The following is a 21,328-nucleotide window of genomic DNA, read 5'->3' on the forward strand; positions in this document are numbered from 1 at the left end:
TCCGGGTCGTCAGGCGTTGCCGGCGTCGACCGCGTCCGCGAACGCGCGCATGGAGGTGAAGGTCCAGTCCGGGGTGACGCCGGCCGACGGCTCCGGTGTCGCGCCCCAGCCCGCGTTGTCGTGACGGCGGTTGATCCACACGGTGGGCAGGCCCGCGGCCTTGGCCGGCACGTGGTCATGGAACAGGCTCTGCGCCACGTGCAGCAGCCTGCCCTCGGCCACTCCGAGCCGCTCGGCCTCGCGCGCCAGCGCCTCGAAGTTGCGGGGATCGGGTTTGTAGGAGCCGACGTCCTCGGCGGTGAGGATGCTGGCGAAGGTGGTGCCGAGGCGCTTGTTGGAGCCGGCGAAGGAGACACGGTCGACGTTGGACAGGATGATGAGCCGATAGCGCCGCGAGAGCCGCTCCAGCGCCTCCGCCGAGTCGGGGAACGCCGGCCAGTCGGGCACGGAGACCGCCAGCGACTCGGCCTCGCCGTCGCTGACCGGCACGCCGAGCTGCGCACCCAGGCCACGCATCGCCCGCGCGAGGATCCGCGGGTAGAGGTCGCCGGGGTGGTCGGCCTCGGCCTGCGCCTCGTGCGCCGAATATGCCGTCAGCAGCTGCTCATCGCTCATCCGCAGACCGTGCGCGCCGGCCCACGCGCGCAGCACGGCCGCGATGCCGGCCTCCCAGTCGATGAGGGTCCCGTAGCAGTCGAAGCTGAGGGCGTCGAAGTCGTTGAAGTTCACCGTGCGTGCTCCTGGATGAGGTCGAGGTAGAAACGTTCCGAGTCGTCGCAGTGGGCGTTCCAGGCGGCCTTGGCCTGCTGGACGTCGCCGGAGCGCAGCGCATCGAGCAGCACCTCGTGCTCGTGCGCCAGGTCGGAGACGCTGTCGTAGGTCGGGCGAAGCTGGGCGATGAGCAGGCGCAGCTCGGCGCTGAGCTCGTCGAAGGTGCGCAGCAGGCGGGGCGAACCCGCGGCTGCGAACACGGCCCGGTGGAAGGCCACGTCATGGCCGGCGACCACGTCCCAAGAGACGTCGTCGCCCAGCGCGGAGAACGCCCGCGCCGCCGAGGCGATGCCGGTGAGCGGCCGGGCCTGCGACATGATCATCTCGACGGCGATCGTCTCGATCGGGCGACGCAGCCGGCCCAGGTCGACGGCGTCCTCGGCGGTGAACGACCGGACCTGCGCGCTGCGTCCACGCCCGCGATCGAGCAGCCCTTCGGCCACCAGCGTCTGCACGGCCGCGCGCACCGTGGGCCGGGCCACGCCGAACTCCTGCGACAGGTCGGTGTCGCGCAGTTGATCTCCGCCCCGGTAGTGCCCGGACAACAACCGGCGGCGCAGCTGGTCGGCGACCGCGTCCGCCACGGTGACCGTGTGAATCGACATGGCTAACTGTATAACAGCTATACAGTGAGCCAGGCAAGTCGGGCGCACCCGCGGACCGGCCGGAAACGGCATGGAGACACCGGCCCGCGCGCCGGGCCGGCTTCGGGCTATTGCTTCTCCGCCATCACGACGGTCACGGTGTTCGGCTCGCCGTCCCGCTCGTAGGTGATCTGCACCCGCTGGCCGACCGTGAAGCCGCGGACCTGCCCGACGACCGTGTCGCCGCCCGTGACCGGCGTGTCGCCGATCTTGGTGATGAGGTCGCCCTGCTTCAGTCCCGCCTTGTCGGCGGGGCTGCCCTGAACCACCTGCCGGACCAGCGCGCCGGCCACCTGGCCCGTCGCGTCGGTGACGCTCACTCCCAGGTACGCGTGGCTCACCTTGCCCTTGCTGATGAGCTGCTCGGATACCTGCTCGGCGGTGTTCACCGGGATGGCGAAGCCCAGGTTGACCCCTTCGGGAGCGACGGCGCTGTTGATGCCGACCAGCTCGCCGGCGGCGTTGACCAGGGCGCCGCCGGAGTTGCCAGGGTTGATCGCCGCGTCGGTCTGGATCATGCCGCCGAGCGTGGTCGACCCGCTCTCCTGCTCCTGCCCGCCCATGCCCGGGGGTGGCTGCCGTCCGTCCGGACCGTTCCCGGCGGTCACGGTACGGTCCAGCGCGCTGACGATGCCCGCCGTCACCGTGCCGTCGAGGCCGAGCGGGCTCCCGATGGCCAGGACGTCGTCACCGACCTTGAGCTGGTCGCTGTCACCCAGCGTGGCTCTGGCCAGCCCGCTCACGCCTTCGGCGCGGATGACGGCGAGGTCGGTGGCCGGGTCGGTGCCCACCACGCCGGCCTGGGCGGTCCTGCCGTCGCTGAACTTCACCGCCAGGCGATCCTGCCCGGCCACGACGTGGTTGTTGGTGAGGATCAGCCCGTCCGCCGACAGCACCACCCCGGAGCCTCCGGCGGTCTGGCCCTGGATCATCACCACCGACGGCTGCACGAGTTCGGCGACCTGCGCGACCGTGTACGGGGCGGAGGCCGTACGGAACACCGGGTTGGGGCCGGCGACGGTGGCGGTCGCGGCCGGCCGGCCGGCCGCGGCCAGGTGCGCGCCCACGGCGCCGCCTCCGAGCGCCGCCCCTGCGAGGGTGACCAACGTCGCCAGCGCCAGTCCGGCGGCCACCTTGCCGGTGAGGACGATCCCCGTCCGCCGCTGCGGGGCGGGGGGAGGCGGGGGAGGAGGCGGCGGGAACCCGGGCGGGATGAACACCGGTCCCGGCGGGTGGAAGCCCTCACGGGTGGGCTGCGCGTTGCCGACCTGGTTCCGGCCGTAAGAGTCATGCTCGCGGGGCGGGTTGGTGTCCATGACGTCTCCTCGGGTCGGTCGAGCGGAGGCAGCCAGGCACGTTCGCTCCAAGCACGCGTGCGCCGGTCTGGTGAGCTTCATGGAACACCCGCGTGTGTTTCATCCTTGTTAGCTCGGCGCAGCGGCGGACGGGGCCATGCCGCGTCGCGAGCCCGTCCCTGTGCCGGTCACCTTCGCCGCCCGCGCGGAATCCGGGCCCCGTACGGACGTGCGGAAGGAGCCATTCCAGCACCTGGCCCACGACATGCGGCGGCGCCGGGCTAGTGGCGCGCGAGGGCCGGGCTAGCGGGATCGTGCAACATCCGGTTCGTGGATCTCCTGCGCGTCGCGTGTCAGGTCCTGACCGGGACCGCGTCCGCCGCCACGGGCATCCAGACGTTGCTCATGGACAGGCCGGGGGAGGGCGTGTTGCAGTACTTGGTCGCCGCGGTCGTGCTGGTCGGGCTGCTGTGCATGGTGAACTTGCTGCTGACCGTCGGTGTGATCCGCCGGTTGCGCAGCCAGAGCAAGAGCATGCCGCCGCCGGCGATGGCGGAAGGCCTCTCGCCCGGAGCGAGGGTCCCGAGGTTCGCCGCCATGACCACGAGCGGTGAGCCGATCTCCGACGAGCTTCTGGGCGCACCCGCGCTGGTCGGCTTCTTCTCCCAGGGGTGCCAGCCCTGCAAGGACCTGCTCCCGCTCTTCGTGGAACGGGCACGCGGCACGTCGGACCCCGTGCTCGCCGTGGTCGACACCGGCCCAGGAGAGGACTCCGCGGCCTACGTCGAACGCCTCGCGGAGGTGGCACATGTCGTCGTGGAGACGCCGCAGGGGCCGCTCCAGACGGCGTTCAAGGTCAGCGCGTACCCGACGGTCATCACGATCGACGCCGGGGGCACGGTCGCCGGCAGCGGCCACACCATGCCCGCCGAGGTCAGGACGCCATGAGGCGGGCGTTCCTCGCGGCGGCGTGCGGGCTCGCTGGCCTGGCCCTGCTGGCCGTACGGCTGCGCGCGACGTACATGGTGATCCGCGTCCACGGCAACAGCATGGCCCCGTCGCTGGCCGATGGGGACCGGCTCCTGTCCCGGCGCACGCGTCTCGCGGCGCTGCGCACCGGGCAGATCGCCGTCGTCCTGAGTCCTCACCCGATCGGCAGCAGATATCTGATCAAGCGTATCGCCGCCCTGCCCGGCGATCCGGTCCCTGAGGACGTACGCAAGGCCGTCGACGACGACGTCGTCCCGGCCGGCAGGTTCGTCCTGATCGGTGACAACACCGAGGCCAGCTTCGACTCCCGCGAGCACGGTTTCTTCCACGCCGACGACCTCCATGCCGTCACCATCAGGAAGCTGGTGGCGCGGCATGGCCGTTGAGGGGGTGCGCCTGACCGCCTCCGCGCGTGAGGCGGCGGCAACCGCCTGGAGCGCCGCCGCCGTTCCCGCGATCGGGTACGCGGTCACGCTGCTGGGCACGGCCGCGGCGCCGGTCGCGGCGGCCTGGCTGACCAAGCTGGTCATCGACGGCCTGACCGGGGCGGCCTCCCTGGCCGAGCTGCTGGGCCTGGCCGCGGGACTGGCCGGCATCGGCGTCGCCGCCGCAGTCCTGCCGCACTGGTCGAGGTACCTCGGCAACCAGGTCGGCCGGGCCATGGTGGCCGCCACGACGGACCGGCTCTTCGCGGCCACGGCACGGTTCCCGGGGCTGCGGCCCTTCGAGGATCCGCGCTTCCTCGACCGGCTGCGCCTGGCCCAGGAGGGGGCGTCCAGGGCCGACGGCATCGTCACCGAGTCCTTCGGCCTGGTCCGTTCAGCCGTCACCGTGATCGGCTTCGTCGGGGCCGTGCTGGTGATCAGCCCGGTCATGACGCTGATCGTGTTGTGCGCCGCCGTGCCGGCGCTGGTCGCGCAGCTGAAACTGTCGCGGCAGCGTACGAGCATGATGTGGGAGATCGGCCCGGCCGAGCGCCGGCAGGTCTTCTACAGCAACCTGCTCAGCACGATCGAGGCGGCCAAGGAGATCAGGCTCTTCAACTCCGGCGGATTCCTGCGCGGCCGCCTCATGACGGAGTTGTCGACGGCCCATGAGGGCAAGCGCCGGATGGACCGCAAGGAGTTGTCGGCGGAGGGGGTGCTCGCCCTGCTGTCCGCCGTGGTGGCCGGGGGCGGACTCGTCTGGGCCATCGCCGCGGCCAGGTCCGGCGCGCTCACCGTCGGGGACGTGTCGATGTTCACCGCCGCCGTCGTCGCCGTCCAGGGCGGGCTCAACACCCTGGTCACCGGCATCGCGATCGCCGATCACAACCTGCGGCTCTTCGGCCACTACGTGGCGGTGGTCAGGGCCGAGCCCGACCTCGTCGTGCGGGCCGATCCCGGGCCGCTGCCGCCGCTGCGGCGCGGGATCGAGCTGCGTGACGTGTGGTTCCGCTACAGCGACGACCATCCCTGGATCCTGCGCGGCGTCGACCTGTTCATCCCGTACGGCGCGGCCGTCGCGCTGGTCGGGCTCAACGGCGCCGGCAAGAGCACGCTCGTCAAACTGCTCTGCCGCTTCTACGACCCGAGCCGGGGAGCGATCCTCTGGGACGGAGTCGACCTGCGCGACGTCCGGCCGGACGCGCTGCGGGATCGGATCAGCGGCGTCTTCCAGGACCACATGACCTACGACTTCTCCGCCCGCGACAACATCGGCGTGGGAGACGTCGGCGCCCGTGACGACCTGGACCGGATCCGTGCCGCCGCGCGGAAGGCAGGGGTGGACGAGCTGCTCGCGTCCCTTCCCCGCGGCTACGACACGCTGCTCACCCGGATGTTCACCAGCGAGGAGGACCGCGAGGACTCCTCGACCGGCGTCGTGCTCTCCGGCGGTCAGTGGCAGCGGACCGCCCTGGCCAGAGCGTTCCTCCGCGACGGACGGGACCTGATGATCCTCGACGAACCGAGCTCGGGTCTCGATCCGGAGGCCGAGGCGGACGTGCACGCCCGGATGCGCCGGCACCGCGCGGGCCAGACGAGCCTGCTCATCTCCCATCGGCTGAACACCGTGCGGGACGCCGACCTGATCGTCGTCCTTGAGGACGGGGTCGTCGCGGAGCGGGGAGGCCACGACGACCTCATGGCGGTGGACGGCACCTACGCCCGCTTCTTCCGCCTGCAAGCCCGCGGCTATCACGAGATGACTCTCGATGAAACCGCGCCCAGCGACTGCGAGGCAGCGAAGGAGGTGAGAACAGAATGCTCGACAAGCTCATTGACCGGTTGATTCCCACGGTCAAGGCCGACGCGGCGTGCACCCCGAGGTGCGTGCAGGTCAGCTACGACCCGAACACCGGGTGCTACAAGATGAGGTGCTACAACACCGACTGCAGCTACCGCTTGGTCACCCTGTGCGAATAGTCGCCGGAGAAGGTGGGACAGATGAAACTCATGACTGCTCTGGCGGACCGGATCGTCGCCTTCGTCGTGCCGACCGGCGACGCGCAGGCCGCCTGCACGGCACGGTGCATCCTCGACCACACGACCTGTACGGGCAGCATCTGCTGCTCCGTCTTCAAGTGCTGGAGGAGCGACTGCTCGGTCTACATCAGGAAGCAGTGCGCGTAGGTGAGTGACGGGCTCCACTGGCGGGCTCCGGCCAGGGAGACTCCGTCTTCTGGGGGATGAGGCGTGCGGCTGAAGGGCCCGAGGCAGGACCCTTCAGCCGTACGGTCCTGCCGCCGATCAGCGCCGGTGGCGACGGCGACGGCGACGGCTGGAGGAATCGTCGTCATCCGGGAACGGCGTCGGCACGCTGAAGCGAGGCAGGGGCAGGATCCTGGCTGCGGTCAGGCGGCTCGGCGTTCTCATGTGGCTGCTCCTAACGTGGTGGAGCGATCGGTGCGGCTGCGGGTGCAACCTCGACATGGGGAGCTACCCGGGGCGCTAATGCGACAATCTGCGCAAAACGGACTCCAGGGCCAGGCTTTGACGCCCCAAAACGCTCGCTCAGGCGAACGCGGCACGTACGGCGGCCAGGTGCCGCCGATCTGGCGCGGCGGGCTCAGGCGGTTTTGCGGACGTGCGACGCCTCGACGGAGAGCGGCGCGCCGTCGTGGTCGAGCGGGCGGAGCGGGGGAAGCTCCCGCCCTCGATCATCGACGAGAACGGAGTGCGGCTCGTCCGGGGCGAAGGCGTGGCGCTCGCCCCACTGGCGGAGGGCGACCACGGCCGTGAAGAGGTCCTGCCCGGCCTTGGTGAGCCGGTAGGTGTGGCGTCTGCCGTCGGTGTCGGCGCTCTTGTCCAGGATGCCGTGCTCGACGAGTTTGCGAAGCCGGTCGGTGAGGATGTTGCGGGCGATGCCCAGCCGCTGACGGAACTCGGTGAAGCTCGTCGCCCCGTCCATCGCGTCGCGGATGATCAGCAGGCTCCACCGGTCGCCTATGAGGTCGACGGTCCTGGCGACCGGGCAGGCCGGGTCGGTCCAAGCGCTTCCCGAGGCGAGTGTGACGTCCACTGTCCCTCTCTCTGATGAGTTGCAATCTGAAACCATTATGCCCTACCTTCAGATAGGTTGCACTTTGCAACTCATCGGAGGGTGACATGTCGTCAGGTTTGACCGGGAGGCAGCGGGCCGTGCTCGCGCTGGTGTGCGCGGTGGCGGTGTCGGCCATCTACGGCATCCAGCCGATCCTCGAGACCGCGGGCGAGGACCTCGGGCTGAGGGAAGGAACGCTGGGGTGGCTGGTCGCCGCCGGCCAGATCGGCTATCTCGCCGGGCTGGTGCTGCTGGTGCCGCTCGGGGACCTGTTCGACCGCCGCAGACTCATCACGGTGCACCTGCTGCTCACAGCGGCGGGCGCGATGGTGGCCGCGGGCGCGCCCGGCGGCGGCGTCGCGATCGCGGGCCTGGCCCTGGCCGGACTGTTCGCCGTGGTCGTCCAGATCACGGTGGCCTACGTCGCCGCCGTCTCACCGGCCGGCGAGCGCGGCCGCAACATCGGAGCGGTCACCTCGGGCGTGGTCATCGGGATCCTCGGGGTGCGGGTGGTCGCGGGCGCGCTGGGCGAGCTGACCGGATGGCGCACCGTCTACCTCGTCATCGCCGCGCTCTGCGTGGCGCTCGCGTTCACCACCCGGTTCACTCTCGCGCCCGACATCCGCCGCCCCAGAGCCCGGTACGGACGTTCGCTCGCATCGCTGGGTCGTCTGGTCACCGGCGACCGGCTCTTCCTCAGCCGCGGACTGGTCGCGTTCTTCCTGTTCGCCTCCTTCGGCACGCTGTGGAGCGGACTGGCGCTCCCGCTCGGCGACGCGCCGTGGCACCTCGGCACCACCGAGATCGGATGGTTCGGCCTGGCCGGTCTCACCGGGGCACTGGGCGCGGCCAGGGCCGGCCGATGGGCCGACCGGGGCCTCGCGCCGTCGGTCACCGGCTGGTCGCTGGCCCTGCTCACCGCCTCGTGGCTGCTGATCGCCCAAGCCGGGTCATCGTTGTGGCTGCTGATCGTCGGCGTCATCGTCCTGGACTTCGCCGTGCAGGCCGTTCACGTCAGCAGCCAGCACCTGCTCACCACCGCCCGCCCCGACCGGAGCAGCGGCGTCATCGGCGCCTACATGGCCTTCTACTCCCTCGGCTCCGCACTCGGCGCCATCACCACCACCTGGGCCTACAGCGCCGCGGGATGGCCCGCCGCCGGCCTGCTCGGCGCAGGTTACGCCGCATGCGGGCTCCTCGTCGCCACCTCGGCCCGGCGTTCGGCCGGCCCCGCCTTCCAGGAGCGGCTCGACAGCCGGCCCTGACGCGGTCGTGCACCGGTCACCGACCCCGCCCACGATCAGGGGCACGAATCGGGTTGCCTATCATCGGCGGTCGGGCACGGAGGCAGGAGGTCGAGGATGAAGCCCACCGGCGCGCCGGCGGAGGCCGACTGGAACGCGCATCGGCCCGCCGTCTTCGGGGCGGCCTACCGGATCCTGGGCACCGTGGCCGAGGCGGAGGACGTGACGCAGGAGGTCTGGTTGCGCGCCTGCGCCGCGGATCTGTCCGAGGTGCGGGACCTGCGGGCCTGGCTGGTGACCCTGGCAGCCCGTACGTCCTACAACGTGCTGCGCTCGGCCCGCGTCCGGCGCGAGTCCTATGTCGGGCCCTGGCTGCCCGAACCGCTGCTGACCGGCCCCGACGCCGCCGCCCAGGTCCTCATGGACGAGTCGGTGAGCACCGCGATGCTGGTGGTCATGGAGCGGCTGACCCCCGCCGAACGCGTCGCCCTGGTGTTGCACGACGTCTTCGACTTCCCGTTCGACCGGATCGCCGAGGTGCTCGGCAACACGTCCGCGGCCAGCCGCAAGCTCGCTTCCCGCGCGCGGGCGCGGGTCGCCGCCGTCAAGGAGCGGCCCCGGGCGTCCAGGGCCGAGACCGAACGCGTGCTCAGGGCGTTCAAGGCGGCCGCCGACGCGGGGGACATGGCCGCGCTCGTCGCGCTGCTGGCTCCTGAGGCCGTCTACGTCGGTGACGGTGGCGGCAAGGCGACCGCCGCGCGCAGGCCGGTGCGGGGCGCCGAGACGATCGCCCTGCTGGCGGTCAGGCAGATCCAGATCAGGCGCCCCGACGCGTCCGAGATCATCGAGGTGAACGGCTGTCCGGCCCTGGCGACCTACCGCGGCGGCGAGCTGGTCTGGCTCGACACCCTGGAGGTCGCCGACGGCCGGATCACGGTGTTCCGGAGGCTGGCCAATCCGGAGAAACTTCTCCGGATCGGTCACATCTGAGCCCGCCGTCTTGTCTCCCTGCCGCCCCCGGACACTTCGGGGAGCGAAGGCTGAGAGAGGACATGGACGATGGCACACGTGGTGATCATCGGAGGCGGTTTCGCGGGCGTGTGGAGCGCGGCGGGAGCGGCGCTGGCACGTGGGGACGCGGATCTGCGCATCACGCTCGTCGCGCCGGGCGAGCACTTGGTGTTGCGGCCCCGCCTGTACGAGCCGGAGCCGGACCTGGCCAAGGTGGAACTGCGCAGGATCCTCGATCCGATCGGCGTCCGGCACCTGCGCGCCTCGGTGAGCACGGTCGACACCGGCCGCCGGGTGGTGGTGGCCGACGGCGAGGAGATCGGCTATGACCGCCTGGTGCTGGCGGCGGGCAGCAAGCTCGTACGGCCCCAGGGCCTGCCCGGCGCCGAACGGCTCTTCGACATCGACACCCTGGAGGGGGCCCGGCGGCTCACCGGCCACCTGCGCGGACGGGAGGACTACTCCGCCGTGGTCGTGGGCGCGGGCTTCACCGGCCTGGAGGCGGCGACCGCACTGGCCGCCGGAGGCCGGGTGCTGCTGGTGGACCGGTCAGAAGTGGTCGCGGACCAGCTCGGCCCCGGCCCGCGCGAGGAGATCGAGGCGGCGCTTGACCAGCTGGGCGTCGAACGCCGGCTCGGCACGACGGTGACCCAGGTCGGCGACGGCTACGCCGTCCTCTCCGACGGCGCCGAGGTCGAGGCGGACGCGGTGGTCTGGTCGGTGGGCATGCGGGCCAGCGAGCTCACCCGGCAGATCTCCGGCCGGCTCGACCACCTCGGCCGGGTGCCGGTGGACCGGCGCCTGCGCGCCCTTCCCGAGGTGTTCGCCGCCGGCGACACGGCCGCGGCGGCGTTCGACGCCGAGCACACGGTCATGCAGGCCTGCCAGCACGCCACCCCGATGGGCAAGATCGCCGGGTACAACGCCGCCGCCGACCTGCTCGGACTGCCGCTGCGCGACTTCACCGCCGGGCCCTACGTCACCTGCCTGGACCTGGGCGCCGCCGGCGGGGTCTTCACCAGGGGCTGGGACCGCAAGGTGATGGCCTCGGGCGCCGCGGCCAAGGAGGTCAAGCTGATGATCAACCAGTGGATCCATCCGCCGGTCGACGATGCCGCGCAGATCCTCGCCGCCGCCGGCCGTGTCCTCATCGAACTGCCCTTCTTCCCCCGGGACGAGGAGCAGGCGGTCGCCGTTTGACGCGCTCCCCGGCCTTCAGGCCGGGGAGCGCGTCAAGGAGGCCCGGATGACGGCGTGGCGAATCCTGCTGGTCACCGCCGCCATCGCGGGCCTGGCGAGCCTGGCGGCGTCGGTCGGTCGCCCGTGGGCGTACTTAACGGTGCAGAGCAACGTCATGCTCGCGTTCCACTACGTCTGGCGGCTGGTCAACGACCGCAGGAGGCCGGCGGTCACGGCTCACATCAGGCGATCGGCCGCGTGCTCACAGACGGCCCGCGAGCCCGCACGGGAGCAAGGAATGGTTGAGGACGGGGACAAGCAGGACGACGAGGGCGGCGGAGGGGGTGCGGCGGCCGGTGAGCGCCGCAGGAGCAGATATCCCGTCAGCGCGGCGAGCAGGCCCGCCAGGCCGGCCGCGGCGAAGCCGCCCGCCGGCACGGACGCGTCGATCGCCACTCCCACGACCGGTGCACCGAGCGCGAACCCCGCGCTCGCCGCCGAGGAGTGCAGGCCGGTCGCCTCGCCTCGCACCCCGGCGGGCGCCAGCCGGCTCACGGCGTCGGAGACCGTGGAGAGGGTCGGTGCGGTGAGCAGCCCGGCGCCGATGACGGCCACGCACAACCAGGGCCAGTCATGGGCAAGCCCGGCCGGGACCGTCGCCAGCCCGAGCAGGCCGAGCAGCAGCCAGGTGGGCATCGGCCGGGGCAGCGCTCCGTACACCAGACCGCCCACGACGGACGTCACCCCGAACACGGCGATGACCACGGCCGCCCACGAGACCTGACCGGCTTCTCGAAGAGTGGCGACGATGGCCAGGTCGACGCCGCTGAGCAACATCGCGACGCCGAATCCCATCGTCAGGACAGCGACCATGCGCGCTCCGAGCCACTCCCGCCGCAGGGGCCGGCCGGCCGCCTCGCCGCCCGCCTCGTCGCTGCTCCGTAGCGGCGGATCGAGCAGGGCGATGCCCGCCCCGCCGGCGACGATCGCGGCGCCCACTCCCCAGGCCACCACGCCGGGGGAAACCTGCGCCGCGCACACGATCACCACCGCCGGCCCCACCATGTACGACAGCTCGCCGACCACCGACTCCAGCGCGAACGCCGCCCGCCGCTGCTCTGCCGCCGTCATCGCGGCGATCGCCTGCCGGGTGACCGACTGGACCGGCACCATCAGCAGCCCGGCGGCGAAGGAGGCGCCCAGCACGATCGCGTACGGCAGGACGGGCACGGCCAGCCAGAACACGAGCTGCGGCACGAGGGTGACCAGCAGCACGGTACGCAGGCCCCGCCGGTCGATCATCCGGCCCAGCAGCGGCCCGCCCAGCGCGACGCCGGCGGTGAGCGCCGCCACCACGGCTCCCGCCGCCGCGTAACTCATGTCGAGGGCGACGACGACGTACATCGTCAGCGCCATCGCGTCCGCCGTGATCGCGGTACGAGCGAACAGCGAGATGACCAGCAGTGGCGTCATCCCCGGCACGGCCAGCACCTGTCGAAATCTGGTCACCGATGCGACGCTAGGCCACCCGGAAAGCCATAGGAAGTCGTCAATCTGTTGGACCAGGCATAATGAACGCTTATGGCACCTGATCTGGAGACGGCACTGCTGCGGTCGTTCGTCACCACCGTGCGTGCGGGCAGCATCAGCCGTGCGGCGGCGGCGCTGGGCCGCACCCAGCCCGGGCTCAGCCAGCAGTTGCGCAAGCTCGAGAGAGCTGTCGGCAGTCCGCTGCTGCACCGGGCGCCGTCCGGCGTCTCGCCGACCCGGGTGGGCGAGGAACTCCTGCCCTACGCCGAGCGCATCCTCGCGCTGTCGGCACAGGCGCTCGCCGAGACGGGACGTGCTCTCACCGGGCACTGCGGGGTGGGGCTCCACGAAGATCTCGCCGCCTCCCGCCTGCCTCAGGCACTCGCCGACCTCGCGCGGCTGCACCCCGACGCGACGCTGGAGGTGCTCAGCCTCTCCACCGCGGCGATGCGGGAGGCGTACGACTCCGGCCGTGTGCAACTCGTGCTCGACGAGGTCCCGAACCTTCCCTGGGCGCCGCGCTGGACGGTGCGCCTGCCCCTGGTCTGGGCGGTCGGGCAGGGCGTCGCCGTCGACACCGATCCGCTGCCGGTGGTGCTGTTCTCGAACGCGTGCTCCTGGCGAACGTCGGTGCTGGAGACGATGGAAGGCACGGGGCGGCCCTGGCGGGTGGCGTTCGAAAGCAACAGTCTCGCCGGAGTGCTCGCCGCGCTACGGGCCGGGCTCGGAGTCGCGGCGCTCCTGCCGGCCAACCTGGAGCCGGCCATGGCCTGCCACGACCCGGCCGCGTTGCCCGCCCTGCCGGACGTCGAACTAGGCCTCGCCCGCCACCCCCGTACCGAAGGCGATGCGCTCGTCGACGCCGTGGAGACCGCCCTGCGGCGGATGATCTGACCCGCCTGCCTGCCTGGGCCGGCCACCATGCGGCGGCCGGGCCTCCGACGGCCCCGGCCAGGCCCGGCCGGCCTGAGCCCGGTACCACCCGAGTGAGCCGGTGAGCCGCGTGGCCAGCCGCGTGTCGCCCAGCCGCATGGCGGCCTCCAGCGCCCCGTGCAGGTTGGCGGTCTCGGCGTCCAGCCGCCGTATCCAGCGGTGCCGCGCGGGCCCGGCCTGGTACGACTCGGCGCACTCGGAAAGCTGCGTGTAGTAGGTGGCGTACCACCGCAGGACGAGGTCGTGCTCGCCGGCCTCGCGCAGCCGCTCCAGCGCGTAGATCGCCACGGACTCCAGCAGCCGGTATCTGCCGTCCGACCGCACGACCAGGGAGCGGTCCACCAGGCGGGCCAGGAGGCCGGCGACGTCGGCCGGGTCGATGCCGGGATCGAGGACGGCGGCCGGCGCGGCGTCGCCGGGCGGACCGCCGGGAATGGGCATGGGCACGGCGCAGACCCGTTCCGCGGCGCTCAGCGTGCATCCTCCGATCTGCACGGACAGGCGGCGGAGGACGACGCGCTCCGGCTCGGTCAGCAACTGCCAGCTCCAGTCGATCGCCGTCCTGAGAGTGCGCTGGTGCGCGGGGCCGGCCCGGCGTCCGGCCGACAGCAGCTGGAAGCGGTCGTCGAGTCGCTCGGCCAGGGCTTTCACGCCCAGCGACGGGACCCGGGCCGCGGCCAGTTCCAGCGCCAGCGGGATGCCGTCGAGGCGGCGGCAGATCACCTCGACGGCGGCGGCGTCCGCGGCCGACACCGCCGGACCCCGCCCCGCGTCGGCGGCGCGGACGGAGAACAGCCGCGCCGCCGCGTCGGCGTCCAGTGGTGCGACCTCTCGCACGACCTCGCCTGCCACGCCGAGCGGCTCCCTGCTGGTGGTGATGACCCGCGGTCCGGGGCCGGCGCGCAGCAGCAGTTCGGCGAGCCCGGCCACCGGCTCGACCACGTGCTCGCAGTTGTCGAGGACCAGCAGCGCCCGGCGGGTGCCGAAGGCCGAGGCGATCCGCTCGCCCGGGAGGCCCGCCCCGCCGTCGTCGCGCAGGCCGAGCGCCGCCTCGATCGCCTCGGCCACGTCCGATGTCACGGCCAGCAGATCCACCCAATACGCGCCGTCGGGGAAGGCGCCGGCCAGCCGCCGGGCGGCCTCCAGCGCCAGGCGGCTCTTGCCCACCCCGGCGGTGCCGGTGAGCGTCACGAGCCGGGCCGTGCCGGGCAGGGCGACCAACTCGCCCAGCGCCTCCTCCCGGCCCACGAGGTCTGTCAGCGGCTCGGGCAGCCGGCCGGGCGCGGGAGCCGGAGGGACCGGCGGGCGGCGCAGGCCGGGCCGCTGCTCCAAGATCGCCTGGTGCAGCGCGGCAAGCTCGGGGCCCGGGTCGAGACCCAGCTCGTCGCGCATGCGCTCGCGGAGCGCCCGGTAGACCTTCAGCGCTTCGACCTGCCGTTCGGACCGGTAGAGGGCGCGCATCAGCAACCCGTGGAAGCGTTCCCTCAGCGGGTGCTGCGCGGCCAGCCCGGCCAACTCGCCGACCAGCGAAGCATCCTGGCCGAGTGCCAGCCGTGCCTCGGCATAGTCCTCAAGTACGGCAAGCCGCTGTTCTTCAAGGAGATCCGCGGCCCTGCGGACGAGCGGTTCGCCGGGCAGGTCGCCGAAGTCGGCGTAGGCCGGGCCCCGCCACCACTCCAGCGCCTCGGCCAGCAGCGCGGCCCGCTCGCCCGGGTCGTCGGCGGACCGGGCGTGGACGGCCGCTTCCTGGAAGCGGCGCACGTCGGTGTCGCCGTCGATCGAGAAGCCGGTCGGCCGGGTGACGACCAGTTTCCTGGCTCCCGGCTCGCCGTCGTCGAGCGCCCGGCGCAGCTGCGACACCTTGGCGCGCAGCGCCCCCACCGGCTTGCCCGGTGGCTCCGGACCCCACAGGCTCTCGATCAGCTGTTCCACCGACACGACCCGCCCGTTGTGGGCTAGCAGACCGGCCAGCAGCGCCCGCACCTTGCGCTCGGGAACCCTCACGGAGCAGCCGTCGGCTGCTATCACCTCGAGCGGGCCCAGTACGGCGAAGTGCATGAACCTCACCCTAAACAGGCCAGAAACAAACCGTAACGCCTGTCCCCGAGGCTGATCACATGACGATCGCCGCTACCCGCGCCGGGGCGCGCGCCTGGCTCGGACTGTCCGTGCTCGCCCTGGCCACGCTCCTGCTCGCCGTGGACAACACGGTGCTTGTGCTCGCCCTCCCGCATCTGGCCGCAGACCTGGGTCCCAGTGCCACCGAGCTGCTGTGGATCACTGACGTGTACGGATTCATGATCGCTGGTTTCATGATCACCATGGGATGGCTCGGCGACCGGATCGGCCGGCGGAAGCTGCTGCTGATCGGCGCGGTCGTGTTCGGCGCCGTCTCCGTTCTGGCCGCCTACTCCACCACCACGACGATGCTGATCGCCGCGCGCGTGCTGCTGGGCATCGCCGGCGCGGCAATGGGGCCGTCGGCTCTGGCGCTGGTGACCGGACTGTTCACCGATGCCCGGCAGCGGGCCATGGCCATCGGCGTGTTCACCGCCTGCTTCATGGGCGGGGCCGCGGCCGGGCCGGTGATCGCCGGATTGTTGCTGGAGAGCTTCTGGTGGGGATCGGTGTTCCTGATGGGAGTCCCCATCATGGTCCTGGTCGTGGCGGCCGGCCTGATCCTGCTGCCGGAGACCGCGGCCGAGGGCTCCGGCCGGCTCGACCTGGCCAGCGTGGTGCTGTCGCTGGCCACGATCCTGCCGGTGGTCAGCGGCCTGAAGGAGCTGGCCGACGACCCCGCCCAAGGGACGGCCTACGCCATGCTCGCGGCCGGCCTCGTGTCCGGCGTGGTGTTCGTACGGCGGCAGCGCCGGCTGGCCGAGCCGCTGGTGGAGACGGGCCTGTTCGCCAACCGATCGTTCAGGGCGGCCCTGCTGATCCTCGCGCTCGCCATGGTGATCCAGGGCGGCGTCTACCTGTTCGTCAGCCAGCACCTGCAACTCGTCGAAGGACTCTCGCCCATGGCGGCCGGGCTCTGGATGGCCGTTCCCGCCCTGGGTCTGGTGGGCGGTTCGCTCGCCGCCCCGGCCATCGCCGGGGCGTTCCGGCCGGGGACGGTCGTGGGGGTGGGGCTGGTGGTGGCGGCCGCCGGGTTCGCCGTGGTGGTGGCGGACGGCGGCCTCCCCACGCTGGTCGCCGGCGTCACGGTCGCCTTTCTCGGCATGGCTCCCGTCGGCGCGCTGGGACTCGACCTCATCGTCGGATCAGCGCCGCGGGAGCGGGCCGGGTCCGCCTCCGCCCTGGCGGAGAGCGGCGGCGAACTGGGGATCGCCCTCGGTGTCGCGCTGCTCGGCAGCGTGGGCACGGCCGTCTACGGCAGCCGGGTCACCTTGCCGCAGGCGGGCTCCTCGCTCAATGAGGCGCTCGACGCCGCCGCGGGCCTGCCACCGGAGGCGGCCGCGGCTCTCGTGGCGGAGGCCAGGGCCGCTTTCGCCCAGGGCCTGCTCGTCGTCGCGGCCATCAGCGCGGTGCTGGCGCTCGGCCTGGCCGTGATCTCGCTGACGCTGCTCCGGCACCTCCGCCCGATCGGCCAGGACGGCCGTCACCAGCCCCGTTCTCGCACGTGAGGGAGCTTCAGCGGAGTTCTCGCGGATCGATGTCGAGGAGGTCCGGGAAAGGCCGTTCACCGGGCGGAGAGGGCCGCCTCGACCTTGGCCACGGCCGACGAGAGCGCGCCGACCCAGCCCGGCAGCCGTTCGCGGTCGAAGCGGGCGGTCGGCAGGGCGAGCGACAGCGCGGCCACGGGAAGACCGTCCGCGTCCTTGATGGCCATGCCGACGGCCGTCAGACCGGTCTCGGTGAGCTGGTCGTTGATGGCGAAGCCGCGCTCGCGCACCAGCGCCAGCTCGCGGCGCAGGCGGGGAAGGTCAACGCTGTCGTCCTCGCTGTAGAGGGCGTCCAGTTCTTCTGCGGGCAGCGCGGCCAGGATCGTCCTGCCGCCCGACACGCAGTGCGCCGGCAGAGAGCGCCCCACCCGGTCGCCCACCCGCAGGACCTGCGGGGACTCCGCGGTGGCGATGAAGCGCACCTCCGTGCCCGCGGGGACCATGAGGTTGGCCGACTCCTGGGTCCGTTCCACCAGGGTGCGCAGCTCCGGCAGGCAGAGCTCGCGCAGCAGGGCGACGGGCGCGGCGGAGGCGGCGGCCGGGCGCAGCACCTTGCCCGGCCGGTAGCGGCGGTCGGGCCCCTGCTCGGCGAAGTCCCGGTAGACCAGCATGGCCAGGAGCCGGTGGGCGGTGGAGACCGCCACCCCGAGCCGTTCCGCGGCGTCGGTCACCCGCATCGGGCCTTCCTGCTGCAACAGCGCGGCGAGATGGAGCGCGTGGTCCACGGACGAGAGCGCGTAGGGCGGCTTATTCCTCATGGCAGAAAGAGTTTATCTGGAGAACAGAAAATAGTGCAGGGTGGCTCTCATGACCCCCATTGATCCACCGGCGGTGTCCATCGTCGCGACCGACGCCGAGGACCAGCCCGAGCGCACACCGGCGTTGGAGGCCCTCTACCACGGCTTCGAGTCGGAGCTGCTGATCCCGCTGTGGACGCAGATCGGTGACCTGATGCCGCTCTCCCCCCGATCGAGGGCCGTGCCGCATCTGTGGCGGTGGAATCGGCTGTTGCCGATGGCCGAGCAGGCCGGCGAGCTGGTGCCGGTGGGCCGCGGCGGCGAGCGCCGGGCCATCGCGCTGGCCAACCCGGGGCTCGGCGGCCGGCCGTTCGCCACCCCGACGTTGTGGGCGGCGATCCAGTACCTCAACCCCGGTGAGGACGCCCCCGTGCACCGGCACACCCAGAACGCCTTCCGCTTCGTCGTGGAGGGTGAGGGCGTCTGGACGGTGGTGGACGGCGACCCGGTCGCGATGCGCCGCGGAGACTTCCTGCCCCAGGCCGGCTGGCACTGGCACGGCCACCACAACGTCACCGATCGGCCGATGGCCTGGATCGACGGCCTGGACATCCCGTTCCAGCATTTCGCGGACTCGACGTTCTTCGAGTTCGGACCTGACGAGGTGGAGACCCGTGAGGCGCCCGACCGCTCCCGCTCCGAGCGCCTGTGGGGACATCCTGGGCTGCGGCCCCTCACCCACCTCCAGCCGACACCCGCCACCCCGCTGCTGGCCTACCGCTGGGAGCACACCGACCGCGCGCTGAACGAGCAGCTCGCCCTGGAGTCCGAGGGCTGCCGGGCCACGATCGAGCCCGGCCACGCCGCCGTACGCTACGTCAACCCGACCACGGGCGGCGACATCATGCCGACCCTGCGCGCCGACTTCCACCGGCTCGCGCCCGGCACCGCCACCGCCGCCACGCGAGAGGTCGGGTCGTCGGTCTTCCAGGTGTTCGAGGGCACAGGCGAGATCACCGTGGCCGAGCACAGCTGGCGCGTCGAGCGCGGCGACCTGTTCGTGGTGCCGTCGTGGCAGCCGCTGACGATGACCACCGAGGACGGCCTGGACCTGTTCAGGTTCAGCGACACACCGATCTTCGAGCGGCTGCACCAGCACCGCGTCCAGACCGAGGGAGACCGACCATGAGACTGGCCACTGTCCGCACCGCCGAGGGCACCCGCGCGGCCAGGCTCACCGGCGACGGGTACGTGGACCTCGGGCTGCCCGACGTGGGAGCCCTGCTGGCCCGCGATGACTGGCCCGAGCTTGCCGCCCGTGCCGGCGGGCCGGCCCTGCGGGACGACGACCTCGCGCCCGTCGTCCCGCGGCCGGGCAAGATCCTGTGCGTCGGGCTCAACTACCGTACGCACATCCTGGAGATGGGCCGGGAGCTGCCGGACCATCCCACGTTGTTCGCCAAGTTCGCCGAGGCCCTGATCGGCCCGCGCGACGACGTCCAGCTCGCGCCCGAGTCCTCGGCCGTGGACTGGGAGGCCGAGCTGGCCCTGGTGATCGGCGCCACGGTGCGCCGGGCTTCGCCGGAGGAGGCGGCGGCCGCCATCGCCGGGTTCACCGTCATGAACGACGTCACCATGCGCGACTGGCAGTTCCGTACCAAGGAGTGGCTGCAGGGCAAGACGTTCGAGGGCACCACGCCGCTCGGCCCCGTGCTGGTCACCCCTGACGAGCTGCCTGGCGGCGTACGCCCGGCGCTGCCGATCCGCTGCCTCGTGGACGGCGAGCAGACGCAGCTGGCCGACACCGCCGACCTGGTCTTCGGGCCCGTGGACCTGGTCAGGTACGCCTCCACGATCATGACCCTGCGACCTGGCGACGTCATCGCCACGGGCACCCCCGGCGGCGTCGGCCACGCCCGCACACCCGCGCGCTACCTGACCGACGGCGTCACCCTGGTGACGGAGGTCGAGGGCGTCGGCCGCCTGGAGAACACCGCGAGGACGGCATGAGCAGGCGCGCATGGATGGATCTGGGCACCGAGGTGTTCCTGCGCGCCGTGGATCGCCTGGACGACGCCCAGCTCTCCGGGCCGTCGGCGTTGCCCGGCTGGACCCGGCGGCACGTCATCGCCCACGTCCACGGCAACGCCGAGGCGCTGCGCCGGCTGCTGAGCTGGGCCGCCACCGGCGTCGAACAGCGCATGTACGCCGGCCCCCGTCAGCGGGCCGAGGAGATCGAGTCCGCCTCGGCGTTGCCCGCCCGCACCCTGCGCACTCTGGTCGCGCAGTCGGCGCACGACCTGGCGGACGACATGGACCGGCTGCCCGAGCAGGCGTGGAACGCCCTCGTGGTGACGGCCAGGGGCCGCACGGTCCCGGCGGCCGAGATCGTCTGGATGCGCACCCGGGAGGTCACCGTGCACGCCGTGGACCTGGCCAACGGCGTCGGCTTCGCCGACCTGCCCGAGGAGGTCAACGCCGCACTGATCGCGGACGCCCTGGACACGCACGCAAAAGGCGGCGAGGCCGCCGCCGGCCTGGCGGCATGGTTGACCGGCCGGAACGCGCAGCCGCCCGCTCTCGGGCCGTGGCTGTAGACGAAGGATTGGGGATGGTGACGATGGACGATCCCGTGGACGTCGTGGTGGCCGGAGGGGGCATCGGCGGGCTCGCCAGCGCCTACGCCCTTGCGTCGGCCGGGTTCACGGTCCGGGTCATGGAGCGGGCGGCCGAGTTCGCCGAGGTCGGCGCGGGCCTGCAGATGGCGCCCAACGCCACCCGCGTCCTCGCGGGGTGGGGTCTCCTGGACGAGGTGCTGGCGGCCGGGGTGAGGCCCCGCAGGCTGCTGTTCAAGGACGCCCTCGACGGCTCCGCGTTGACCCATCTCGCTCTGGACGAGGACTTCACCGGCCGCTACCACGCGCCGTACGTCGTCATCCACCGCAGCGACCTGCTCGACATCCTGGCCCGAGCCTGCGAGCGCGCCGGGGTAGAGATGGTGCCCGGCTGTGAGGTCCACGACGTCGTGGACGGGCCCGACGCGGCCGTGGTCCGCACCTCGCTCGGTCAGCACCGGGCGCGCCTGGTGATCGTGGCCGACGGGCTGCACTCGCGGCTGCGGGCACGCTTCAGCGACGACCGGCCCGTCTGCTCGGGCTACGTCGCCTACCGCGGCGCCATCCCCGTCGAACGGCTCGGCCGCGAGCTGGATCCCGAGCTGGCCTCCGACGTGGTCGTGCACGTCGGACCCGGCTGCCATCTCGTCCAGTACCCGCTGCGCCGGGGCGAGATCTTCAACACCGTCGCCGTCTTCCGCTCCCCCGCCTACGAGCGGGGGGAAAGCGACTGGGGCGGGCCCGAGGAGCTGGACGCGGCCTTCGCGCGCTGCTCTCCCGGCGTTCGCGAGGGTCTGACGTCGTTGTGGCGCGACCGGCGCTGGCCGATGTACGACCGGCTGCCGATCGTCAACTGGACGGACGGCCGCGTCGTGCTGACCGGGGACGCGGCCCATCCCATGCTGCAGTATCTGGCTCAGGGCGCCTGCCAGGCGATCGAGGACGCGTACCACCTGACCGCGGAGCTCACCGCGGCCGGCCGGCCCCGCTGGGCGGAGGCGCTCCAACGCTACGAGGCCGCGCGGACCGCGCGCACCGCCTGGATCCAGGAGACGGCCAGGACATGGGGTGACATGTGGCACGTGGACGGCGTCGGCAGGCTGCTGCGCAACGAGCTGTTCCGCCGCCGTGACCCCCGCGACTACACCTACGTCGACGATCTGTACGCCGTGCGCACGTAGGGCGGCGGGCC

General features: G+C 72.3%; 21 protein-coding genes. 14 read left to right on the top strand and 7 right to left on the bottom strand.

Features of this window, described 5'->3' with window-relative positions:
• Window positions 1-9: 9 nt before the first annotated feature.
• The 3 genes from ABGB01_RS17670 to ABGB01_RS17680 all read right to left on the bottom strand — a co-directional run bounded on the left by ABGB01_RS17670 (window position 10) and on the right by ABGB01_RS17680 (window position 2,731).
• Window positions 10-729, bottom strand: coding sequence for a haloacid dehalogenase type II (locus ABGB01_RS17670; RefSeq protein ID WP_347774501.1), 720 nt, complete (start codon window positions 727-729; stop codon window positions 10-12).
• On the bottom strand, window positions 726-1,376 hold the full coding sequence (locus ABGB01_RS17675) for a GntR family transcriptional regulator (RefSeq protein ID WP_347774502.1): 651 nt from the start codon (window positions 1,374-1,376) through the stop codon (window positions 726-728). Before ABGB01_RS17675 ends, ABGB01_RS17670 begins: the two co-directional genes overlap by 4 nt.
• 107 nt (window positions 1,377-1,483) lie before the next feature.
• Complete coding sequence (locus ABGB01_RS17680; protein WP_347774503.1) at window positions 1,484-2,731, bottom strand: trypsin-like peptidase domain-containing protein; 1,248 nt, start codon at window positions 2,729-2,731, stop codon at window positions 1,484-1,486.
• A gap of 309 nt (window positions 2,732-3,040) precedes the next feature.
• Here ABGB01_RS17680 and ABGB01_RS17685 point away from each other — a divergent pair, with 309 nt between their 5' ends.
• Genes ABGB01_RS17685 through ABGB01_RS17705 form a run of 5 tightly spaced genes read left to right on the top strand, consistent with a single transcriptional unit; the run spans window position 3,041 to window position 6,312 of the window.
• Window positions 3,041-3,658 (top strand): TlpA disulfide reductase family protein, encoded by a 618-nt coding sequence (locus ABGB01_RS17685; protein ID WP_347774504.1) that lies wholly within the window; start codon window positions 3,041-3,043, stop codon window positions 3,656-3,658.
• The gene (locus tag ABGB01_RS17690) at window positions 3,655-4,086 is read left to right on the top strand and encodes a S26 family signal peptidase (RefSeq protein WP_347774506.1); all 432 of its coding nucleotides are present in this window, start codon (window positions 3,655-3,657) and stop codon (window positions 4,084-4,086) included. Before ABGB01_RS17685 ends, ABGB01_RS17690 begins: the two co-directional genes overlap by 4 nt.
• Complete coding sequence (locus tag ABGB01_RS17695; protein WP_347774508.1) at window positions 4,076-5,971, top strand: ABC transporter ATP-binding protein; 1,896 nt, start codon at window positions 4,076-4,078, stop codon at window positions 5,969-5,971. The genes ABGB01_RS17690 and ABGB01_RS17695 overlap by 11 nt, the downstream gene beginning before the upstream one ends.
• Complete coding sequence (locus tag ABGB01_RS17700; RefSeq protein WP_347774510.1) at window positions 5,944-6,105, top strand: hypothetical protein; 162 nt, start codon at window positions 5,944-5,946, stop codon at window positions 6,103-6,105. The genes ABGB01_RS17695 and ABGB01_RS17700 overlap by 28 nt, the downstream gene beginning before the upstream one ends.
• A gap of 21 nt (window positions 6,106-6,126) precedes the next feature.
• Window positions 6,127-6,312 carry a hypothetical protein gene (locus ABGB01_RS17705; protein ID WP_347774511.1) on the top strand — a complete coding sequence of 62 codons (186 nt, stop codon included), beginning with the start codon at window positions 6,127-6,129 and terminating at the stop codon, window positions 6,310-6,312.
• 436 nt (window positions 6,313-6,748) lie between these two features.
• On the opposite strand, the gene ABGB01_RS17710 is transcribed toward ABGB01_RS17705, so the two are convergent.
• Entirely contained in the window at window positions 6,749-7,201 is a 453-nt protein-coding gene (locus tag ABGB01_RS17710) for a helix-turn-helix domain-containing protein (protein WP_347774512.1), read from the bottom strand.
• An 86-nt stretch (window positions 7,202-7,287) separates the two neighbouring features.
• On the opposite strand from ABGB01_RS17710, the gene ABGB01_RS17715 reads away from it, so the two are divergent.
• From ABGB01_RS17715 to ABGB01_RS17725, 3 genes are all read left to right on the top strand, one after another.
• A complete protein-coding gene (locus tag ABGB01_RS17715; RefSeq protein WP_347774513.1) occupies window positions 7,288-8,487 on the top strand; it encodes an MFS transporter in 1,200 nt (399 codons plus the stop codon).
• A 96-nt stretch (window positions 8,488-8,583) separates the two neighbouring features.
• Complete coding sequence (gene sigJ, locus ABGB01_RS17720) at window positions 8,584-9,456, top strand: RNA polymerase sigma factor SigJ (RefSeq protein ID WP_347774514.1); 873 nt, start codon at window positions 8,584-8,586, stop codon at window positions 9,454-9,456.
• A gap of 78 nt (window positions 9,457-9,534) precedes the next feature.
• The gene (locus ABGB01_RS17725; RefSeq protein ID WP_347774516.1) at window positions 9,535-10,677 is read left to right on the top strand and encodes an FAD-dependent oxidoreductase; all 1,143 of its coding nucleotides are present in this window, start codon (window positions 9,535-9,537) and stop codon (window positions 10,675-10,677) included.
• Between the two features lie 216 nt (window positions 10,678-10,893).
• On the opposite strand, the gene ABGB01_RS17730 is transcribed toward ABGB01_RS17725, so the two are convergent.
• The gene (locus ABGB01_RS17730) at window positions 10,894-12,165 is read right to left on the bottom strand and encodes an MFS transporter (protein ID WP_347774517.1); all 1,272 of its coding nucleotides are present in this window, start codon (window positions 12,163-12,165) and stop codon (window positions 10,894-10,896) included.
• A gap of 72 nt (window positions 12,166-12,237) precedes the next feature.
• Between ABGB01_RS17730 and ABGB01_RS17735 the strand changes: the two genes are divergently transcribed.
• Window positions 12,238-13,080: a LysR family transcriptional regulator gene (locus ABGB01_RS17735; protein WP_347774519.1), complete on the top strand. Its 843-nt coding sequence runs from the start codon at window positions 12,238-12,240 to the stop codon at window positions 13,078-13,080.
• On the opposite strand, the gene ABGB01_RS17740 is transcribed toward ABGB01_RS17735, so the two are convergent.
• Complete coding sequence (locus tag ABGB01_RS17740; protein ID WP_347774520.1) at window positions 13,000-15,177, bottom strand: BTAD domain-containing putative transcriptional regulator; 2,178 nt, start codon at window positions 15,175-15,177, stop codon at window positions 13,000-13,002. The genes ABGB01_RS17735 and ABGB01_RS17740 overlap by 81 nt on opposite strands.
• A 59-nt stretch (window positions 15,178-15,236) precedes the next feature.
• Between ABGB01_RS17740 and ABGB01_RS17745 the strand changes: the two genes are divergently transcribed.
• The gene (locus tag ABGB01_RS17745) at window positions 15,237-16,745 is read left to right on the top strand and encodes an MFS transporter (RefSeq protein WP_347774522.1); all 1,509 of its coding nucleotides are present in this window, start codon (window positions 15,237-15,239) and stop codon (window positions 16,743-16,745) included.
• Window positions 16,746-16,801: 56 nt separating this feature from the next.
• On the opposite strand, the gene ABGB01_RS17750 is transcribed toward ABGB01_RS17745, so the two are convergent.
• The gene (locus ABGB01_RS17750; protein ID WP_347616261.1) at window positions 16,802-17,542 is read right to left on the bottom strand and encodes an IclR family transcriptional regulator; all 741 of its coding nucleotides are present in this window, start codon (window positions 17,540-17,542) and stop codon (window positions 16,802-16,804) included.
• Between the two features lie 49 nt (window positions 17,543-17,591).
• On the opposite strand from ABGB01_RS17750, the gene ABGB01_RS17755 reads away from it, so the two are divergent.
• The 4 genes from ABGB01_RS17755 to ABGB01_RS17770 are packed head-to-tail and all read left to right on the top strand — an operon-like array spanning window position 17,592 to window position 21,317.
• Complete coding sequence (locus ABGB01_RS17755; RefSeq protein WP_347774524.1) at window positions 17,592-18,710, top strand: cupin domain-containing protein; 1,119 nt, start codon at window positions 17,592-17,594, stop codon at window positions 18,708-18,710.
• On the top strand, window positions 18,707-19,531 hold the full coding sequence (locus tag ABGB01_RS17760) for a fumarylacetoacetate hydrolase family protein (RefSeq protein ID WP_347774525.1): 825 nt from the start codon (window positions 18,707-18,709) through the stop codon (window positions 19,529-19,531). The genes ABGB01_RS17755 and ABGB01_RS17760 overlap by 4 nt, the downstream gene beginning before the upstream one ends.
• Entirely contained in the window at window positions 19,528-20,118 is a 591-nt protein-coding gene (locus tag ABGB01_RS17765; RefSeq protein ID WP_347774526.1) for a maleylpyruvate isomerase family mycothiol-dependent enzyme, read from the top strand. Before ABGB01_RS17760 ends, ABGB01_RS17765 begins: the two co-directional genes overlap by 4 nt.
• 14 nt (window positions 20,119-20,132) lie before the next feature.
• Window positions 20,133-21,317 carry an FAD-dependent oxidoreductase gene (locus ABGB01_RS17770; RefSeq protein ID WP_347774527.1) on the top strand — a complete coding sequence of 395 codons (1,185 nt, stop codon included), beginning with the start codon at window positions 20,133-20,135 and terminating at the stop codon, window positions 21,315-21,317.
• Window positions 21,318-21,328: the final 11 nt, after the last annotated feature.

This window comes from Nonomuraea sp. B5E05 (assembly GCF_039880665.1).
GTDB lineage: Bacteria > Actinomycetota > Actinomycetes > Streptosporangiales > Streptosporangiaceae > Nonomuraea.

Excerpts from the sequence above, each read along its gene's own strand:
- ABGB01_RS17740 (WP_347774520.1), bottom strand. The coding sequence starts at position 15,177 with ATGCACTTCGCCGTACTGGGCCCGCTCGAGGTGATAGCAGCCGACGGC.
- ABGB01_RS17735 (WP_347774519.1), top strand. The coding sequence starts at position 12,238 with ATGGCACCTGATCTGGAGACGGCACTGCTGCGGTCGTTCGTCACCACC.
- ABGB01_RS17770 (WP_347774527.1), top strand. The coding sequence starts at position 20,133 with ATGGTGACGATGGACGATCCCGTGGACGTCGTGGTGGCCGGAGGGGGC.
- ABGB01_RS17700 (WP_347774510.1), top strand. The coding sequence starts at position 5,944 with ATGCTCGACAAGCTCATTGACCGGTTGATTCCCACGGTCAAGGCCGAC.
- ABGB01_RS17690 (WP_347774506.1), top strand. The coding sequence starts at position 3,655 with ATGAGGCGGGCGTTCCTCGCGGCGGCGTGCGGGCTCGCTGGCCTGGCC.
- ABGB01_RS17765 (WP_347774526.1), top strand. The coding sequence starts at position 19,528 with ATGAGCAGGCGCGCATGGATGGATCTGGGCACCGAGGTGTTCCTGCGC.
- sigJ (WP_347774514.1), top strand. The coding sequence starts at position 8,584 with ATGAAGCCCACCGGCGCGCCGGCGGAGGCCGACTGGAACGCGCATCGG.
- ABGB01_RS17750 (WP_347616261.1), bottom strand. The coding sequence starts at position 17,542 with ATGAGGAATAAGCCGCCCTACGCGCTCTCGTCCGTGGACCACGCGCTC.
- ABGB01_RS17745 (WP_347774522.1), top strand. The coding sequence starts at position 15,237 with ATGACGATCGCCGCTACCCGCGCCGGGGCGCGCGCCTGGCTCGGACTG.
- ABGB01_RS17755 (WP_347774524.1), top strand. The coding sequence starts at position 17,592 with ATGACCCCCATTGATCCACCGGCGGTGTCCATCGTCGCGACCGACGCC.
- ABGB01_RS17705 (WP_347774511.1), top strand. The coding sequence starts at position 6,127 with ATGAAACTCATGACTGCTCTGGCGGACCGGATCGTCGCCTTCGTCGTG.
- ABGB01_RS17715 (WP_347774513.1), top strand. The coding sequence starts at position 7,288 with ATGTCGTCAGGTTTGACCGGGAGGCAGCGGGCCGTGCTCGCGCTGGTG.
- ABGB01_RS17695 (WP_347774508.1), top strand. The coding sequence starts at position 4,076 with ATGGCCGTTGAGGGGGTGCGCCTGACCGCCTCCGCGCGTGAGGCGGCG.
- ABGB01_RS17675 (WP_347774502.1), bottom strand. The coding sequence starts at position 1,376 with ATGTCGATTCACACGGTCACCGTGGCGGACGCGGTCGCCGACCAGCTG.
- ABGB01_RS17760 (WP_347774525.1), top strand. The coding sequence starts at position 18,707 with ATGAGACTGGCCACTGTCCGCACCGCCGAGGGCACCCGCGCGGCCAGG.
- ABGB01_RS17680 (WP_347774503.1), bottom strand. The coding sequence starts at position 2,731 with ATGGACACCAACCCGCCCCGCGAGCATGACTCTTACGGCCGGAACCAG.